Below are 14,658 nucleotides of genomic sequence, written 5' to 3' on the forward strand. Positions count from 1 at the left end.
CGCTCCATGTCCGCGAATTACGCTCGCCCAGGTGGCTCCCGCGTGGCTACACGTCGCGCGTTCTCGCTCGGCCTCCTTGGCGTGCTCGTCGCCGCCGCGCCACGGACCGCCCGCGCCACGGACCGCTACGTGACCCGTGGTATTATTAAATCATTCGGAAAATCAAGGCGTTACGTAAACATCGCCCACGACGACATCCCGGGCTACATGGCCGCGATGACGATGGCGTTTCACCCGGCGAGGCCGGAGCAGCTGCTCGGGCTTGAGGTAGGCGACCGTGTCGAGGTCGCCTTTGTCGAGCAGGGCGACCGCCGCATCCTCGAGTCCATCCGAAAAGTCTAGCGAAGCGCTTGCGCGCTTGCCGCGCTCAGCTCCGCAGCGCCGCCAGGGCGAAGAGCACGACCGCGACGACGAGGCCGAGGGTCACGATCACGGCGACCGGGACGCGGGGCCGACCAAGCGCGTCGTCGGAGACATCGCCCGCGGGCCCCCCGGCGGCGTGGGGCAGGACGGGCGGAGCGGCGAGCGGACCGGGCGGTGGCACGGTGGGGGGAACGGCGGGAGCCGGCGCCCGGCTCGCCCTCGCGGCCGCGACCCACGCGAGCTGTCGCGCGCGCTCTCCGGGGAAATGGGCGTCGAGGTAGGCGCTGAGCTCGGCCTCGCGCGCCGTCCGCTCGACGCGTCCGTACTGCGCTTCGAGGAAGGCGTCGAGGGCGCGCTGAAGCTCACCGGCGGTGCCGTAGCGATCCGCCGGATCCTCTGCGAGGGCGCGGTGGACGATGGTCGCGAGCGCGTCGGGGACCTCCGGGCGGAGCCGCCTCACGTCGGGGATGTCCGCGTCCCGGACCGCCTGGAGCGTGCCAGCGTCGGTGTCGCGCTTGAAGAGGCGCCGCCCCGTGCAGACCTCCCAGAGCGTGGCGCCGAGGGCGAAGATGTCGACGCGACGGTCGATGTCCGAGCGCTTCGCCTGCTCTGGCGCAAGGTAAGGGATCTTGCCCTTCACGATGCCCTCGCCCGTCTTCGCCGCGCGCTTGCGGGCGTGGGCGAGGCCGAAGTCGATGAGCTTCACCTGCCCGTCGTGGGTGAGGAACACGTTGCTAGGGTTCACGTCGCGGTGGATGATCCGGAGGAGCTCCCCGTTCTCGTCGCGCAGCGCGTGCGCCGAGTGGAGCCCCTCGGCCACGCGTGCGCAGATCCACGTGCCCAGCGCGAGGGGCATGGTCTGATCGGCGCGCGCGTGGTCGTCCCACGCGTCCGCGAGCGTGCGCCCCAGCAGCAGCTCCATCGCGATGTAGCCGTGTCCGCCGGGGGTGATCCCGAAGCCGTGGGTGCGGATCACGTTCGGGTGCGAGAGCAAGGAGAGGATCCGTGCTTCGTCGAGGAACATGGCCTCGTACACCTCGTCGCCGGTGAGCCCATCTTTGATGACCTTCAGCGCCGCGAGGTCGTCGGGGCCACCGTCGGACGCGCGCCCGAGGTAGAGCGTGGCCATTCCGCCGTCCGCGAGCTTGGCGACGAGGGCGTAGCGCCCAAGGAGAACCGGCTTGACGTCTTCGGGGCCTGGCACGACCCCGGGTTCATACCACCACCGGGCATCCGCGGGCGGGGCGGTTTGCCGGCCTCGCCGTGCTAAGCTGTCGGCGCATGCGCACCCGAGCCATGATCGTCCTCGCGGCCGTCGTCCTCGCCTCGTTCGCCTCGCTCCCGGGCGCCGCGCTCGCGAAGGTGCGGGTGACCGAGCCGCCGTCGCGCTCGGCGAGCGACAGCCTGAACGCGAACCCGCCCTGCGGTGGGGTCGCTTCCGCGGGCGCAAAGGCGTACCCAGAGGGGACCACGACCCTCAACGTGTCCTTCGCTGACGGCGCGGGCGACACGAGCCTCGGCTGCTTCCAAGCGGTCATACTGAACGCCGCCGGCGCGCAGCTTGGGGGGGTGTTCCAGGTGGCGGACGACCAAGCGACCGCTGCGCGTACCATCTCGGCGCCGCTCGCGGTCCCGCAGGCGTGCCGGGGCGGCGCCACGTGCACGGTCGCGGTGCGGCAGCTCGTGAACGTCGCCGCGGGCTGCCCGAACCCGACTCCCTCCGAGCCCGGGACGGGGGCGAACGCGACGTTCTACTCGTGCGGTGACTTCACCATCACGCAGCCCGCGCCGCGCGACGCCGCGCCCCCGCCCCTGCCCGTGCCGGACGCCGGGCCGCCCAGCCCTACGCCGAGCACGGCGCCCACGGTGATCCCCCTCCCCGAGGAGGACGCGGGCGTGCGGATCTCGGGCCTGAGGCCGGAGGACGCCGAGTCGAACAGCTGCGCCGCCAACCCACGCGCCGCGGGCTGGGTCAGCCCGGTCGGCGTGGCGGGCGTCGCGCTTGCGCTCGCGCTCGCCCTCGTGGCGCGCCGCCGGCGCCGATAGTCACCGCCTCGGGAAGAGCTGCCGCTCCTTCCACGTCGCGAGCTCTCTCAGATCGGCCCAGACCTCGCGCGCGGAGCTGTAGCGGAACGCCTCGCGCCGCCGCAGCATCTTGGCGATGAGCGCACCGAGCGGCGTGCCGATGGCCTCCGCCCTGCGGCGCGGTTCGCCCTCCGAGACAAGCCGCACGAGCTCGTTGTACTCGAGCGCGGGAGGGATCGCCGACGCGCCCGTCACCATCCAGAACAGCAGCAAACCCACCTGGTAGAGATCGCTCTGTTTGCTCGTGTAGCCCGTGGAGAGGATCTCCGGGGCCATGATCGCGTGGTGCACCACGTTGGGTCGGATGGCGGTCATTCCGCGCAGCTCGTGGCTTATCCCGAAGTCGCTGATCTTCACGACGGGCCGGTCTGTGAGGTGCCTCATCAGCACGTTGCCGGCGTGGAGATCGTCGTGCACCACGTCGTTGTCGTGGAGAAACTGCACGGCCGCGAGGAGCTGCCGCGTGAGCTCGAGCACGAGCCCCTCCTGCATCGGCGCGCCCAGCATGTCCTTCAGCGAGTGCTCGCACTTCTCGAGCGCGAGGTAGAAGAGCGCCTCCTGCTCGAAGGCGTCATGGATGTACACGACGTTGGGGTGGCGGAGGGACATGAGCCGGGAGGCCTCGCGCGCCCACTCCGCGTGCACCTCCGCGTACGGCCGGTTCGCGGGCCGAATGACCTTCACCGCGTAGTGTTGATCGAACGGCCCGATGCAATCGAAGACAGCGCCGAACTCCCCGGCGCCGAGCACCGACGTGACGACGTACTCGCCGCGCGTCGAGCGCAGCGTGGTGCCCGGTTCAGGGAGCTTGATCGTGCCGCGCGTGGAGGGGACCGCCCCGAAGCTGCCGGTGATCGGCCGCTCATTGCCGTGGACCGACACCGGGGGTGCTGGCGCTGCGGCGAAGCTCCCCGTGTTCACGCGGGGCGGAGCCTGGAGGACCACCGCGGGGCCGAGCGGAGCCCCCGCCAAGGCGCCCGCGAGGTGAGCGGGCACCGGCGAGATCGGGACCGGAAGGGCGGGCGTGAGGCCCGGGACCGCGGCCTGGCTCGTCAGCGTCGGGTGGACCTGACGCGCTCCGGCCGTCGCAGGCTCGACTCCGGCCGCCGCCGGAGACGCGGCCGCCGCGGGACACGCGGGCAATTCGCCCATGCGTACGGTGCGGTCACCCAGAGGCTGCGTGTCACCCGGCCCAGCGGCGCGAGGTGGCGTTCGGTCGCTCACGCCGTGAGTCTACGAAAACTCGCGCCCCCGCGCTGTGCAATCGGGGGTCCTTGAGGTCGACGGTCAGAAACCCATCGTGCTCATGCCCTCCTTGTTCAGCTTGAGCGCCTCGCTCCGCTGGACCGGCTTCGGCGCCGCCGCGGCCTTCGCGACCGAGCTGCGGGTCGCGCCGAGCGCCTGCGCCTGGGAGTCGAGGCGCTTCTTCTCGGCGACGTCGCGGGTGGCGTGCGCGCGCTCCTCGAGGCTCCGCTGCGCGACGCTGAGCTCGCGGTCCGCGGCGGCGAAGTCGCCCTCGTTGATGCGCTGCGCGGCCGCGATTTGGACGCGACCGGCGTCCACGAGCGACACCATCGCCTTGACGCGCTCGTCCGCGCCCCGCGCGACGGCCGCGTCGTCGGACGAGAACGAGACCCGGGCGACCGTCTCCTTGACCCGCTCGAGATCGCCGTCGCGCGGATCGCGGTAGACCAGGCGAACGCTCGCGAGTGGGCGTTCGGTCTGGGCCTCGGCGCCGTCGAGCGCGACCCGCACCAGCGCCTCGCGGTGCTGTCCTGCGAAGAGCGCGCCGAGCGGGATGCGGAACGCGCGCCCGTTCCACGTCGAATGGACACCCTCGGCGCCAATCACGCGGACGCCGGGCGCGGGCACCACCTCGAGGCTCGCGTCGCTGGCCACGGTGTCGCCGATCAGGGCCACTTCGCGCTGGAGAGTGGCGGTCATCTCGCGAGGGTCCCCAATGTGGTAGAGGCGCCCACTCGAGCGCACAGAGAGCGCGTTCAACGTGCTCTCGTCGTAGTCGAGCCCGACCCCGAGCGAGGTGACCTGCACGCGCGAAGCGAGCCCGCGCTCCGCGATGTTGCCGAGCTCCGCCGCGCTCGAGCGACCGACGTTGGCGCGGCCGTCCGACAGGATGACGACGCGACGTACGGCGTGGGTGGCCGGGCTGCCGGCGAGGTGCGACTCGCTCAGGGTGAGCCCGTCGAACATGTTGGTCGAGCCGCCGGTGCCGAGCGCGGCGATGGCCGCCAGGATTCGCGGGCGGGTCTCCGCGTCGAGCACCGTGGGAACGACGAGCGTCCGAGCCGTGTCGTCGAACACGTCGACCCCGACCACGTCACCGTCGACCAGGTTCTGCACGAAGGTCGTGGCCGCGCGGCGCGCGCTCTCGATCTTGGCGCCCGCCATGGAGCCGGAGGTGTCGACCAGGAGGCCGACGGCGACCTTGGGCCGGAACGCCACGTGGCCCCGCGGCACGTCGACCCCCACGCCGATGAAGGCCTGCGACGTGCCGGTGCGCAGCACCGAGCTCTCCGCGGCGGCGAAGACCTGGATAGCGTCCGAGCTCACGGCGGCGCGGGCCTTGTCGGCCGGCTCGCTGGAGGCTGCGCCTTGCGCGAGGGGAAGCGCGGCCCCGGGCGCGGTCGCGCTGGTCGGGGTGGCGGGCGCGGCCACGACGATCCGTGTCTCGGGGGCGCACCCGGCGACGACCGACATCCACGATGTGACCGCGATGACGGCGGCGATGGAGGTCCGCGCGCGCGGCGGCCGAGACTTTGTGCGTTCGATGACTGCCTGCGCGCTCGCCCGTGTGCCGTTCACCATCGCCGTCGTCTCCTCTCGAGGGCCCGGGTCCGCGGCGACATGCCAGCGAACGCGACGGGTCCGCGCTCGTACGCGCGTCGTCGCGAAAAGTTCTGTAGAGTGACCGACGGTGAGCGACGTGACGCAGAAACGCTCGAAAACGCAGGGCTCAAATCTCTCGCACTTCGGGCCTGAGTACTACGAGCGCCACTACGAGCGGGCGGCGACGCGGGTCCACGGGCCGACCGAGATAGGTCACCTCGCCACGATGATCATGAGCTACGTCGCGTGGCTGGGCGGCGAGGTGGAGTCGGTCCTCGACGTGGGGGCGGGCACCGGGCTCATGCGCGACCACTTCCGCGCGCACTATCCCAGCGTCCACTACCGGAGCCTCGAGGTGAGCCCGTACGCGGCCTCGAAGTACGGCCACGAGCTCGCCAACATCGCCACGTTCCGAGCGCGGGAGACCTTCGACCTCGTGATCTGCCAGGGGGTGCTCCAGTACCTCGATGACGCCGCCGCAGAGGCCGCCCTCGAGCGGCTGGGCGTGCTTTCGCGGGGGTTTCTGTACCTCGAGGCCATCACCGCCCGCGACCTCCGCACGGTGTGCGACCTCGAGCGCACCGACGCGCAGGTGTTCGCGCGGCCGGGGAGCTTCTATCGAGCTCGCCTCAGGGGCGCCTTTCGGTTCGTCGGGTGCGGGCTCTACTACTCGAAGGCGGGCGAGCTGCGCTTCTACGAGCTCGAGCGCGGGCCGGGCGCGTGACGCCCTCGCGCTCCTCCCCGGCACGACGCGTCGAGCTCGCGCGCCGCTTCCGCCGCGCCCTCGCCGACGAGCCGCGCCCCTGCGCGCTCGTGGACCTGGACGCCTTCGACCGAAACGTCCGCCTCTTCCTCGATGTGGCCCAGGGCGCCAACAGGCCGCTTCGTGTGGCGACCAAATCGGTGCGCTCGCCCGAGCTGCTGCGGCGCATCGCGAGCGCCGCGCCGGCCGGGCGCGTGACCTTCATGACCTACACGGCGGCCGAGACCGCCTTCCTCCACGGGCAGGGCCTCCGCGGGTTCCTGCTCGCGTACCCGGTGATCGAGCGCGGTGACGCGCGCTCACTGGCCGACCTCGCCGCGTCCGGCGCGGAGCTCGCCGTCGTCGTCGACGACCACGCGCAGCTCGAGGTGCTCGACGCCGCCGCGACCGAGCGGACGACGACCCTCTCCGTGGTCCTCGAGCTCGACGTAGCCTATCGACCCTTGGGCTCGGCGCTCCACCTCGGGGTGCGGCGCAGCCCGCTCCGCGGCGAGCACGACGCGCTCTCGTTCGCCGAGCGCATTGGCACGTATTCGGGCCTCCGCTTCGGCGGCCTCATGGGCTACGAGGCGCAGATCGCCGGCCTCTCCGACGACCCGCCGGGCGGGCGACTCGACGGGCTCGCGCGCCGCGCGCTGAAGGCCCGATCACGCGCCGACGTCGAGGCGACTCGGGCCCGCGTGGTGCGCGCGCTCGAGGCCGCCGGGCGCCCTCCGCGCATCGTGAACGGCGGCGGCACTGGCAACCTCGCCTGGTGCGCCGAGGAGTCGACCCTCACCGAGCTCACGGTGGGCTCCGGCTTCCTCTGCAGCCACCTGTTCGATCGGTATCGGGGGGTCCGGCCCGAGCCCGCCGCGTTCTTCGCGTTGCGGGTGGTTCGGCGGGCGGCGCCTGGCATCTACACCTGCGCGGGCGGCGGCTACGTGGCCTCGGGGCCTGCGGCGGCGGATCGTCTGCCCTCGCCGTGGTTCCCGGAGGGGCTCACCCTCGCGCCTCTCGAGGGCGTGGGCGAGGTGCAGACGCCCCTCCTCGTGCCGTCCACCCAGCACGTCGCCATCGGCGACACCGTCTTCTTTCGCCACGCCAAGGCGGGGGAGCTCGCCGAGCACTTCGCCGAGTACTTGCTCGTGCGCGGCGAGCACCTCGAGGGCCGCGCGCGCACCTACCGCGGCCACGGCCAGGTGTTCCTCGGCTGACCGCGAAGCATCTACGAGGCACCACCATGAGTCACGTCGACCACTTCTCCCTCCCCACGAGCCACGGACCGATCCTCTCGCTGCGGCGCACGGTGGGCGGTGGCGACGCCTCGGCTCGAGGCCCAGGACTCGCGAGGCGGCCCGTGCTCATCGTCCCCGGGTACGGCATGAACTCGTTCGTGTTCGGTTTCCATCCGACCGGCCGCTCCCTGGAGGCGTCCCTCGCGGCGCGCGGCCTCGAGGTGTGGAGCGTCGACCTCCGAGGTCAAGGCAAGAGCACGCGCGGCCACGTGGTCGACTTCAGCCTCGGTGATCTCGCGGTCGACGACCTCGGCGCCGCGCTGGCCTTCGTCGCCCGAGAGACACGCACCGGCGCGACGACGGTGGACCTCATCGGCTGCAGCCTCGGCGCCACGCTCGCCTTCGCGCACCTCGTCCTCGTGGAGGGAGCGGTCGAGCGCGTGGGCAGCGTCGTGAGCCTCGGGGGTCTCGTCACCTGGCGCCGCGTGCACCCCCTGCTGCGCGCCGCGTTCGTGTCGCCGTGGGTTGTCGGGAACGTGCGGCTCGCGGGCACCCGGCAGGCGGCCAGGTTGGCCCTGCCGGCGCTCGCGAAGGTCGCGCCTGGACTCTTGTCGCTCTACATCAACGCGCGTTCGACCGATCTCTCGCGTGCGAGCGAGCTCGTCCGCACGGTCGAGGACCCGGTGGCCTCGCTGAACCGCGAGATCGCGGAGTGGGTCGGGCGGCGGGAGCTCGTCGTCCGCGGCGTCAACGTCTCGCGTGGGCTGCGGTCGGTTCGCAACCCCGTGATGGTCGTGGTCGGGCGGCAAGACGGCATCGTCCCCGAAGAGACGGCGCGCGCGGTGTACGACGAGGTCGGCGCTGGGCGCCGCGAGCTGCTGCTCGTCGGCACCGAGGAGTGGCCGATCGCGCACGCCGACCTGTTCGTTGCGAACCACGCCGAGGCCCGCATCTTCGAGCCCATCGCCGACTTTCTGACGTCATCTTGAGCGCGCCGCGGGGGCGCGCTCGTCGACCGCTGAGACGACCGAATCTCATGGAGATTCGATGGTTTGTGGAGCCGTCGCGCGGCCCAGGTGGGTGGCGTCTCGCTAGGTCAGCTCGGACAGGTGCGCCAGCGCCGGCGGGTACTCGAGCATCAGGCGCCCGAAACGTCGGGCGCCTAGCCGAAGCACGAGTCCGGGGCGCGTCGACCGGAGGGTTGCTGGAGCGGGCGCGCCGAGCACGGCTCCGGCCCCGACGATGCCGCGCACGGGAACCGAGGTCAGGCTCCCCCCCTCGTCCTCGAGAGTCAGCTGACCCACGAGCAAGATCCAGAGCGCATCTGCGCGCTGGCCCCGCTGTTCGAGTGTCTCGTCGGCGGTCACCGAGCGTAGCTCGAAGAGCTCCAGGAACTGCCTCTGGGTGTCGGGATCGAACACGGAGAAGAGGGGAGAGGACGCGAGGAGGCGATCGATGAGATTCCGCTCGAGGTGCCTCCGCACGGCGAGCTCCACCTCGGGGTACGTCTTCGAGAGCCCCTCGAGCGCCGTCCGCGGGATCCGCACGAGCGTCGCCAGGTCGCCGATCGGCTGGGCGTCATGCGCGCGGAGCGCTCCGGCCAGGATCGCCTCCGCGCCTACCAGCGCCCCGGCCTCCAGCGTCACCCCGTCCACCCGGAGTCGGCCGGAGAGCACCACGTAGAGGCCATCCGCGGGCTCGTCGCGCGTGAAGACCGGCGACGTCGCCGGGAACTCGACGATCGCGGCGCTGGCCGCGACGGCGCTGGCCGCCTCGGAGCCAAGATCGCTGACGAGCGCGCCCAAGAGATCGGGTGTGACGACAGGCGCGGGCGCGGCGGGCGTGGTGGGAGCGGGCGCAGCCGTCTCGATGTCGGGCGCGGCGGGCGTGGGAGCGGGCGCAGCCGGCTCGATGTCGGGCGCGGCGGGCGTGGGAGCGGGCGCAGCCGTCTCGATGTCGGGCGCGGCGGGCGTGGGAGCGGGCGCAGCCGTCTCGATGTCCGGCGCGGCGGGCGTGGGAGCGGGCGCAGCTGTCTCGACGTCGGGCGCGGCGGCGAGACCCGCGGGCGTGTCCTCCGTGTGCGGGGCGTCCGCCACGACGGGGGCGACGGTCGGCACCCGCGCCCGCGCCTCTGCCACCGCCAGCAGCGGGTTTCCGATCAGCGTCTGGCGTGCGCTGGCCGCGAGGGTTTCGGCGGGAGGCGGGCGCCGGACCGAGCCGGGGCTCGACTCGAGCTGCACGTCGGAGGAGGGAAAGGGCAGCGTGTGGCGCAGCTCGTCGCCTCCGGGCGGTGCGCCGAGCTCCGCGGGGTCCGCGCTCGCAGGCGGGGCTGCCGCTACGGCTGCTGCTGGCGGAAGCGCCGGAGGCGCCGGCGGCTGGAGCGCCGGCGAGGTGGGTGGCGTAGCTGGCGCGTTGGACGCCGCCGCGGCGGCTGGAGGCTCGACCGGGCTGGCGGGAAGCGGCCGCGGCGCCGGGCGCGGAGGGAGCGGTGGCGCACGCTTCGGCGCCGGGATGACCTCGAGGATCTCGAGGTCGTCCTCAACCTCGATCACGTCGAGCGAGTCGACGGGCGCTTCGGGCGCTTCGGCCAGGTCCGCGGCCGCCGAGGCTTCGGGGATCGCGGGCTGGGATGGCGCCGCCGCGCGCGGGCCCGAGGCGAGCGGCTCCGCCACCCGCGGCGCCCCGAGCGGCGGTCGGACGCTCGAGGGGGGGGGGGCGTCCTCTTGGGGCTCGAACGGAAATGGGATGGTGTATCGCGAGCCGAGCGGGAACAGCGGCTCGCCCGCGCCCGGGAGCGTGGGGAGAGGCCGCGACGGAGGTGGCTCGGAGTCGCGGACGTCGATGACGATGTCCTCCGAGAGCGACGGAGGCTCGAGCCCGGGGGTGCCCACCGCGGGCGCCGCGACGGGGAGCGGAGGCGGAGCGACCGGAAGGGCGAGACCGGCGACCGGGAGGGGAGGCGGAGCGACTGGAAGGGGCGCGGGCTGCGCGAGGGGAACCGGTGGAGGCTCGCGCGCGGGGTCGAGCGTCGGCGGAGGCTCGGGCGCCTCGGGCTGCTCGGGCGCGGGCTGCGCGAGGGGAACCGGTGGAGGCTCGCGCGCGGGGTCGAGCGTCGGCGGAGGCTCGGGCGCCTCGGGCTGCTCGGGCGCGGGCTGCGCGAGGGGAACCGGTGGAGGCTCGCGGCGTGGCACCGCCTCGAACACGGGGCTCGGTGCGAGCTCGAGCGGAGGCGGGGGCTGGGTCGGTGCCCCATGGCGTCCGCGGGGCTCCTCGGCCTCGGGCCGCGCTGCGTGGGCGAGCGCCGGCGCGGCGTCGAGGTCACGCGAGGGCAGGCGCGGCGATCGGAGTTGCTCCGCCGCGAGGGCGCTGTCGAGGCCGTTCCCCTCGACCTCGCCGACCCCGAGGGGGCCTGGGGGCGCGCTCCGGACCGAGCCGAAGGGCGGCGTCGGATAGGAGGCCGCGGGCTCGCGCACGGGGGCCGCCACGGCGACAAGCCTGTCGAGCGCCGCCGGTGGGGAAGCGTTGGCCGGGGCGCTGGGGAACGGATCCGGCTCCGGGACCAGCACGTGCGGGCGGGGGCGCGCCTCGGGCGGAGCCTCCGCGCGATGCGCCGCGGGTGTCGGCGATGGAGCGACCACCGGTGGCGCCGGCGGTGGGGCGATTACCGGCGGCGCTAGCGCCGCGGCGGGAGCGGGCGGTGCCGGCGATGTCGCGACCGCCGGCGGCGCTGGCGTGGCGTCGGGAGCGGGGGCCACCGGGGGAACGGGCGGTGCGGCCGCGCCGAGCACGCGTTCGCGCTCCTCGGGGGGCGTGGAGGCGGGCGGAGAGGTGTGGGTGGATGTGGGTGGTGGAGTCGCTGCGAGCGGTAGGGGGGCGTCGTCGCTCCTCGGGTCGAAGCGAGGGGGGCGAACAGACCCAGGCACGCGCGACGACGAGGGGGGCTCCACCGCCGCGCGCGGTATCGGGGGCGGCCCCGCGCGCCCGCCGAGCGGGGGCGGAGCGGTCCGCTCTTGGAGCGCCGCCGGCCGCGACGACGGCGGCTCAGCGCGCTCCGAGCGGCGCTCCCGCGCTGGCGCGAGGACTTCGATCGCGTGCGGACGGGAAGACGCCGGCACGTCGTCGTCCTCTCGCGCGACGCCGAGCGCCGCCGGCGGCATTCGGACGGCGGGGACGCGGGGGGTCTCGACGGCGGGGACGGGGCGACTCGAGGGCGGCGGCGCGGTCGGCGGACGTGCTCGGAGGGGCCCGAGCTGCTCGCCCTCTTGGTCGCGCCGGGAGGCAGGCGGTGCGTCGGCGGCCTGGCGGCGGAGGTCGAGGCCGAGATCGAGGGCCGGGCGCGTCGGGAAGGTCGAGGAAGTGTAGGGGCGAGCGGCCTCGCTCGGGCTTCGGAGGTCAGAGCGCTCCAGGCTCTGTCGCGTAGGGAACGCGCGCGGCCCCACGGGCCCCACGACCTCGACGCTGTGATCGCGTCGGGACGAGGGCGCGTCGTCCTCTTCCTCGCGTGGGAGGACCGGCCGGGTTGGGGCCGGCGCGGGGACCGGCATGGTCGTCGAGGCGCGGCGTGGCACCGGGGGCGGGTCGGGCGCGCGCCGAGGCACGACCTCCACCCGCGACGAGCTCCGTTCGTCGCCATCTTCACGGGGGATCAGGAGCCTACCGGCGCTCGGCTTCGTATCGGTGTCGAAGCGGGGAGTCGCGGCCGTGGGGATCGGGGGCGGCCCCCGCCGCACCGGTGCTTCGCCGGGCGGCTTTCCTGAGGCCAGCCCCTCGGCGGGTGGCGTGCCCGTGGCCGGTGCCTCGTCGGCCGGCCTCGCCGTGGGGGAGGCGCTCGCCGAGGCGCCCGGGGGAGTCGACGACGCCGGCGCCGTGCGCCCTGGTTCGGCGCCGGGCGCCGTCAGCAGCTCGGACGGTGGAAGCGGCGGCGGCTCTGCGCGCTTCGGGCTCGCGGCGACCTCAGGGTCGACGGACGGGCGGGTAGGAGCCGCCGCCCGCATCTTCGCCGAGCCCGCCAGGAAAGGACTCGAGGGCCCCGAAGGTGTGGGGAGCGCTCGGATCTGCGCCACCACGTCCGCTTTGGACGGGGAGAGCTGGAGCACCGACTTCGCGAGCGCCTCGGCGCGGGCCGCGAAGCCTTGGGTGTGGTAGAGTTCAATCGCGCGAAGGAAGGCCTCGGCCGCTTCCTGGTGCTTGCCAAGGCGTCGCAGGGTCTCGCCTAGGCGGTGGGGCCAGCGGGGCTCCTTCGGCTCCAGGCGTTGCAGTCCTCTCAACGCGGTGAGGGCGTCTTGCGGTCGATTGCTCTCGACCGCTCTCTCCCAGTCGGTTCGGAGCGACGTGACGGTGGCCATCGCGGCGTCATCGTACGAAAGCTTCGCCGCCTCGCGGGGAAAATCGCCCACGAACGACGCTTTCGCGTCGCGCGAAGCGCCGTGACGCGTTGCCTGCGCCACTTTCGCGACAGGCGCGCGCGCAGTCGATACACTTTGCCCAGACCCATGGCGTTCGACACCGAGTCCCCCACGCTGCAGGAGCTCCTTCGCCTCCAGGACGAGCTCTCGGCGGCGCTCCAGCGACGATTTGGGCAAACGCTCGCTGTGTGCGTCACCGACGTCGTGGGCTCGGTGGAGTACTTCCGACGCTTCGGCGACGTCGCGGGGCGGGCGCTCCAGCAGCGCCATTTCGACCTCGTCCAGGAGGCCATCGGGGCGCACGGCGGCCGCTTGGTCGACACCGCGGGGGACGGCGCATTTTTCGTCTTTCCCGACGCCCCCTCGGCGGCCGAGGCCCTCAGCGCCATCCAGCGCGCCGCCTCGGCGCAGAACCTCGCTCGCCCCCGCGAGCACCACCTCACGCTTCGCGGCGGGCTCCACTGGGGCTTCGTGCTCACCGACGGCGTCAGCGTCGCGGGTGACTCGGTGAACCTGTGCGCGCGCGTCGCCGGCAGCGGCAAGGAAGAGGGGCTGGCCGAGGCGGAGCTACGGCTGACGCGGGCGGCCTACCTCGAGCTTCCGCCTGCGCTGCGCATGCGATGCCGGGCGCTCCCTGCGGCCCACCTCAAGGGGGTCGAGCCGCCCGTCACGCTCGTGGCCCTCGAGTGGGAGGATGAGGCCACGTTTCCCACGAGCGTTCGGTGCGAGGAGACGGGACGCGTCTGGACCCTCCCGCGCCGCGATCTCCTCGGCTTCGGGCGCATCGCCGAGCATGAGGGGGTCAAGGCGAACGACGTCGTGCTCGAGGCCGCCAGTCCCGAGGCCACTTCGATGATCAGCCGGTGGCACTTCGAGCTTCGGCGGGGCACGACCGGCTTCGCGCTCCGCGCGCTCTCCGACGCGCGCACGGAGGTGAACGGCGTCACGGTCGGCAAGGGCTGCGAGGTGCCGCTGCCGCTCGGGGCCCGCGTCGTCGTGGCGCGGACGCTCTCCTTGGTGTTCGTCTCCCCCCGCGAGGGCATCGCGGGCACGCGGATGCCCTAGCCTAGTACTCGCCGAACAGATCTTGAATGCGCGACTCGAGCGCGAGCGCGATTTTGTAGAGCGACGAGATCGAGGCCGACGACTCGGCGCGCTCGATTTGTGAGAGGAGCGACACGCTCAGGTTCGTGCGCCGGGCCATCTGTTTGAGGGTGAGATCTTTGTCTTTGCGGAGCTGGCGGATCGTGTCTCCGATGACCCGGTGGAGCTGCTCCTCCGGCGTGCGCGCGAGCCCCTTCTTGCGCATGACGCGGCCGATCACCTCGCGCAGCTCGTCTGGCACGACCGGCTTCTTGAGGTAGTCGACGGCGTCGAGCTTCATCGACGCCACGGCGGTCTCCAGGTTCGGGTAGCCCGTGAACATGACGACGGCGATATCGGTGTCGATCTTCCGGACGCGCTTTCACGGTCTCGATGCCGGCCATCTTGGGCATCATCAAGTCGAGGATCGCGAGGTGGTAGCCGCCGCCCCGAATCTGGTCCTCGACGGTGGTCGGATCGGTGGTGGCGGTGACCTGAAAACCGTCCTTCTCGAGGAGAATCTGCATGTACTCGCAGATGGCCCGGTCATCGTCGACGATCAGGATCTTCACCGCGGGCGTCTCGGGCTGCATGGGGTCTCCTCGTTGCGGGACGCGTACCTTTCTACACCCGATCGACGAGGCGCGCGCGAAACCCGTTGACGAGGGGCTCGCAAAAAGCAATAAGCTGCCCGCAAGTTTCGGGGCGTAGCGCAGCCTGGTAGCGCACTCGGTTCGGGACCGAGGAGTCGGAGGTTCAAATCCTCTCGCCCCGACCAATTCCCGGTCCCTCTCCTAGGGGGACGCAGCGGCCTTCGCGATCCTCGCGAGGGCCGTTGCGCTTTTTTGGGACGACGCGGCGCACCGGCGTGACCAAGTGTCAATCCGCCGCGCTT

General features: G+C 72.9%; 10 protein-coding genes, 1 tRNA gene and 1 pseudogene. 7 read left to right on the top strand and 5 right to left on the bottom strand.

From position 1 onward, the window contains the following. Positions 1–6 precede the first annotated feature (6 nt). The gene (locus IPQ09_21120; GenBank protein ID MBL0196677.1) at positions 7–342 is read left to right on the top strand and encodes a copper-binding protein; all 336 of its coding nucleotides are present in this window, start codon (positions 7–9) and stop codon (positions 340–342) included. Between the two features lie 25 nt (positions 343–367). On the opposite strand, the gene IPQ09_21125 is transcribed toward IPQ09_21120, so the two are convergent. Beyond that, on the bottom strand, positions 368–1,567 hold the full coding sequence (locus IPQ09_21125) for a serine/threonine protein kinase (protein MBL0196678.1): 1,200 nt from the start codon (positions 1,565–1,567) through the stop codon (positions 368–370). Positions 1,568–1,644: 77 nt separating this feature from the next. On the opposite strand from IPQ09_21125, the gene IPQ09_21130 reads away from it, so the two are divergent. Next, positions 1,645–2,409 (top strand): hypothetical protein, encoded by a 765-nt coding sequence (locus tag IPQ09_21130; GenBank protein ID MBL0196679.1) that lies wholly within the window; start codon positions 1,645–1,647, stop codon positions 2,407–2,409. Here IPQ09_21130 and IPQ09_21135 read toward each other — a convergent pair whose 3' ends face one another. Both IPQ09_21135 and IPQ09_21140 read right to left on the bottom strand, forming a co-directional pair. Further along, the gene (locus IPQ09_21135) at positions 2,410–3,600 is read right to left on the bottom strand and encodes a serine/threonine protein kinase (protein ID MBL0196680.1); all 1,191 of its coding nucleotides are present in this window, start codon (positions 3,598–3,600) and stop codon (positions 2,410–2,412) included. It abuts the gene before it with no gap. Positions 3,601–3,735: 135 nt separating this feature from the next. Next, complete coding sequence (locus IPQ09_21140; protein MBL0196681.1) at positions 3,736–5,274, bottom strand: VWA domain-containing protein; 1,539 nt, start codon at positions 5,272–5,274, stop codon at positions 3,736–3,738. 109 nt (positions 5,275–5,383) lie between these two features. Here IPQ09_21140 and IPQ09_21145 point away from each other — a divergent pair, with 109 nt between their 5' ends. From IPQ09_21145 to IPQ09_21155, 3 genes are read left to right on the top strand one after another with little or no spacing between them, the layout of a single operon-like run. Beyond that, positions 5,384–6,019 (top strand): class I SAM-dependent methyltransferase, encoded by a 636-nt coding sequence (locus tag IPQ09_21145; protein ID MBL0196682.1) that lies wholly within the window; start codon positions 5,384–5,386, stop codon positions 6,017–6,019. Beyond that, positions 6,016–7,254 carry an alanine racemase gene (locus tag IPQ09_21150; protein ID MBL0196683.1) on the top strand — a complete coding sequence of 413 codons (1,239 nt, stop codon included), beginning with the start codon at positions 6,016–6,018 and terminating at the stop codon, positions 7,252–7,254. The genes IPQ09_21145 and IPQ09_21150 overlap by 4 nt, the downstream gene beginning before the upstream one ends. Positions 7,255–7,280: 26 nt before the next feature. Then, entirely contained in the window at positions 7,281–8,264 is a 984-nt protein-coding gene (locus IPQ09_21155) for an alpha/beta fold hydrolase (protein ID MBL0196684.1), read from the top strand. Positions 8,265–8,366: 102 nt separating this feature from the next. Here the strand turns inward: IPQ09_21155 and IPQ09_21160 are convergent, their stop codons facing one another. Beyond that, positions 8,367–12,620 carry a cyclic nucleotide-binding domain-containing protein gene (locus tag IPQ09_21160; protein ID MBL0196685.1) on the bottom strand — a complete coding sequence of 1,418 codons (4,254 nt, stop codon included), beginning with the start codon at positions 12,618–12,620 and terminating at the stop codon, positions 8,367–8,369. A gap of 147 nt (positions 12,621–12,767) precedes the next feature. On the opposite strand from IPQ09_21160, the gene IPQ09_21165 reads away from it, so the two are divergent. Next, positions 12,768–13,745, top strand: a complete 978-nt coding sequence (locus tag IPQ09_21165; GenBank protein MBL0196686.1) for an adenylate/guanylate cyclase domain-containing protein — start codon at positions 12,768–12,770, stop codon at positions 13,743–13,745. A 1-nt stretch (position 13,746) separates the two neighbouring features. Here the strand turns inward: IPQ09_21165 and IPQ09_21170 are convergent. After that, positions 13,747–14,356, bottom strand: a pseudogene (locus IPQ09_21170) (response regulator). A 108-nt stretch (positions 14,357–14,464) separates the two neighbouring features. On the opposite strand from IPQ09_21170, the gene IPQ09_21175 reads away from it, so the two are divergent. Next, a tRNA-Pro gene (locus IPQ09_21175) sits at positions 14,465–14,541 on the top strand. Positions 14,542–14,658 lie beyond the last annotated feature (117 nt).

The organism is Myxococcales bacterium (assembly GCA_016720545.1).
GTDB lineage: Bacteria > Myxococcota_A > Polyangia > Polyangiales > Polyangiaceae > JAAFHV01.